This window comes from Iamia sp. (assembly GCF_035575815.1).
In the GTDB taxonomy this organism is placed as follows: Bacteria; Actinomycetota; Acidimicrobiia; order Acidimicrobiales; family Iamiaceae; genus Iamia.
The window spans coordinates 1-2,954 of sequence record NZ_DATLXO010000014.1; the positions used below are offsets into that span (position 1 = coordinate 1).

Consider the following 2,954-nt stretch of genomic DNA (forward strand, 5'->3'; position numbering starts at 1 on the left):
CCCCTTTGGCCCATCGCGAAAAGCCTCACTAGATTCGGTCGACGTGTCGGACTTCCTCCGCTCCTACCTCACCGTGTTCATCTTCGGATGCGTCGCGGTCGGCCTGGTCGGGGCCGTGCTGGGCCTCGGGTCGCTCGTGCGACCCCAGCGCCCCAGCCGGGAGAAGCTGATGAGCTACGAGAGCGGCGTCGACCCGGTGGGCGAGGGCTGGACCCAGGCCGAGATCCGCTACTACATCTTCGCCCTCCTCTTCGTCATGTTCGACGTGGAGGCGGTCTTCATCTTCCCGTGGGCCACCCGGCTCGAGGCCTACGGCACCTTCGGCGTCATCGAGATGTCCATCTTCATCGCGGTGCTGGCCCTCGGCCTGCTCTACGCCTGGCGCAAGAAGGTTCTCAAGTGGATCTGATCCCGACCCCGGCCTCCCGGGCCACCCCGGGCCCCTGCTGATGGGCCTCATCGAGAGCGGCAAGTCCCCCAAGTCCCTCACCGCGCTGCTCAACATCTCTCGCAAGTACTCCCTCTGGGTGTACCAGTGGGGGCTGGCCTGCTGCGCCATCGAGATGGGCGCCGCCTTCGCGTCGCCCCGCTTCGACGTGATGCGCCTCGGTGTGATCCCGTTCCCGGCCTCGCCCCGCCAGGCCGACCTCGTCGTCATCTCCGGCACCGTCACCGACAAGATGGCGCCGGCCATCCGGCGCCTCTACGAGCAGATGCCGGATCCCAAGTACGTGATCTCCATGGGCTCGTGCGCCAACTGCGGCGGCCCGTACTGGGACAGCTACTCGGTCACCAAGGGCGTCGACCAGATCATCCCCGTCGACGTCTACGTGCCCGGCTGCCCGCCTCGACCCGAGGCGCTGCTCGAGGGCATCGTCTTGCTCCAGGAGCGCATCCGCACCGAGGACCCCGCAGCCCGCTGGCGAGGGGAACCGATCCATGTCACCTGACACCGAGACCCCCGAGGCCGAGGCTGAGGCCGAGGCCGCCGAGACGCCCACCGACGCCGCGCGCGAGGCGGTGCGCGACCGCTTCGGCGCCGAGCTGGGCGACGCCGTCGTCGACTCCCACATCACCGTCGGTCACACCCTCTGGGTGCGCGTGACCGCCGAGGCCTGGCGCACCGCCGGCCAGGTCGCCCGCGACCACCTCGGGTGCCGCTGGTTCGACTTCCTCTCCGCCATCGACTGGCTGCCCTCGCCCTACGGCCGCTACGAGGACGATGGGCTCTCGCCGCCCAAGGACATCGACGCCACCATCGTCACCGGTGTCGCCGGCGGCGAGACGCGCTTCCAGGTCTTCGCCCGCGTGGTGAACGTGGTCGACCAGACCGACATCATCATCAAGGCCGACGTCCCCGACGACAGCCTGGCCGTGGCCAGCTGGATGCCCCTCTACGACGGCGCCGACTGGCACGAGCGCGAGACCTGGGAGATGTTCGGCATCGGCTTCGAGGGCCACCCCGGGCTCCGTCACATCTACCTGCCGGGGGACTTCGAGGGGAACCCGCTCCGCAAGGACTTCCCGCTCATCGCCCGCATGGTGAAGCCCTGGCCCGGCATCATCGACGTGGAGCCCATGCCCGCCGACGACGAGCCCGCCGACGAGCCCGCGGCCGACGACGCCACCGCCACCGGGGGAGGCGAAGCCCCGTGACCGCCGTGACCGATCGCGAGCAGCTGCGCTACATCGCCGCCCAGGCCGCTGACGCGCGGATCAACTTCGAGATCGAGACCGAGGGCATGACGATCAACCTCGGGCCCCAGCACCCGGCGACCCACGGCACCCTGCGCATCGTGGCCAAGCTCGACGCCGAGCAGGTCATCACGGCCGAGCCCATCGCGGGCTACATGCACCGCGGCTACGAGAAGCTCTCCGAGGTCCGCACCTATCCCCAGGTGACCACGCTCATCAACCGCATCGACTGGCTGGGCAGCTTCGCCAACGAGGTGCCCTTCATCCTCGCCGCCGAGCGGCTGCTCGACGTCGAGGCCCCGCCCCGGGCCCAGTGGATCCGCACCGCCCTGTTCGAGATGAGCCGCATCGCCAACCTGGTGCTCTTCGCCGGCGACACCGCCCTCCAGCTCGGCGGACAGACCGCGGCCTTCTACGGGTTCCGCGACCGGGAGTACGTCCTCAACCAGATCGAGGCCGTCACCGGGGGACGGTTCCACCCCAACTTCGACCGCATCGGGGGCCTGAAGGACGACCTGCCCAAGGGGTGGATCGCGGATACCAAGGTCGCCATGGCCAAGGTGCGGGACTTCTGCGACGAGATCGACGCCCTGGTCACCGGCAACGAGATCTTCCAGCTCCGCACCCGGGGCATCGGCGTGATCCCCGGCGACGTGGCCCAGAGCTACGGGCTCTCGGGGGCGAACCTGCGGGGGTCGGGCGTCGACTGGGACCTGCGGCGCGACGCACCGCACGGCATGGTGCACGACCAGCTCGACTGGAAGGTGTACACCCACCCCGACGGCGACTGCTTCAGCCGCTGGTGGGTCCGCATCCAGGAGATCCGCGAGGCGTCGATCATGGTCGACCAGTGCCTGGACGGCCTGCCCAGCGGTCCGATCATGGCCAAGGTGCCCCGCATCATCAAGGTGCCTGCAGGCGAGGCCTACGTCGCCACCGAGAACCCGCTCGGCGCCATGGGCTACTACGTGGTGTCCAAGGGCGACCTCGGACCGTTCCGACTGAAGATCCGCTCCGCCAGCTTCAACAACGTCTCGGTGCTGTCGTGGGTGCTCCGCGGCGTCTACGTGCCCGACATCGTGTCGATCCTCTCGAGCCTGTACTTCATCCTCGGAGACATCGACAGATGAGCTTCGTGGTCACTCGCTCGCTGCGCTCGCTCCGTTCCCACGAGTCCGGTCGTGCGGCCTTCGGCCGCGCTGCTTGGCTGCGCCGACCAGCAAGCTGGATCGGCTTCGCCTTCCCCTGGGGGAGACCCC

General features: G+C 69.0%; 4 protein-coding genes. All 4 read left to right on the top strand.

Features of this window, described 5'->3' with window-relative positions; all coding sequences use genetic code 11:
* The first annotated feature begins 43 nt into the window (after positions 1-43).
* The 4 genes from VNL12_RS01215 to VNL12_RS01230 are packed head-to-tail and all read left to right on the top strand — an operon-like array spanning position 44 to position 2,825.
* Entirely contained in the window at positions 44-409 is a 366-nt protein-coding gene (locus VNL12_RS01215) for an NADH-quinone oxidoreductase subunit A (protein ID WP_325590830.1), read from the top strand.
* Positions 410-449: 40 nt separating this feature from the next.
* Complete coding sequence (locus tag VNL12_RS01220; protein WP_325590832.1) at positions 450-950, top strand: NADH-quinone oxidoreductase subunit B family protein; 501 nt, start codon at positions 450-452, stop codon at positions 948-950.
* Positions 940-1,656, top strand: a complete 717-nt coding sequence (locus VNL12_RS01225) for an NADH-quinone oxidoreductase subunit C (RefSeq protein WP_325590833.1) — start codon at positions 940-942, stop codon at positions 1,654-1,656. Before VNL12_RS01220 ends, VNL12_RS01225 begins: the two co-directional genes overlap by 11 nt.
* A complete protein-coding gene (locus VNL12_RS01230) occupies positions 1,653-2,825 on the top strand; it encodes an NADH-quinone oxidoreductase subunit D 1 (protein WP_325590835.1) in 1,173 nt (390 codons plus the stop codon). The genes VNL12_RS01225 and VNL12_RS01230 overlap by 4 nt, the downstream gene beginning before the upstream one ends.
* Positions 2,826-2,954 lie beyond the last annotated feature (129 nt).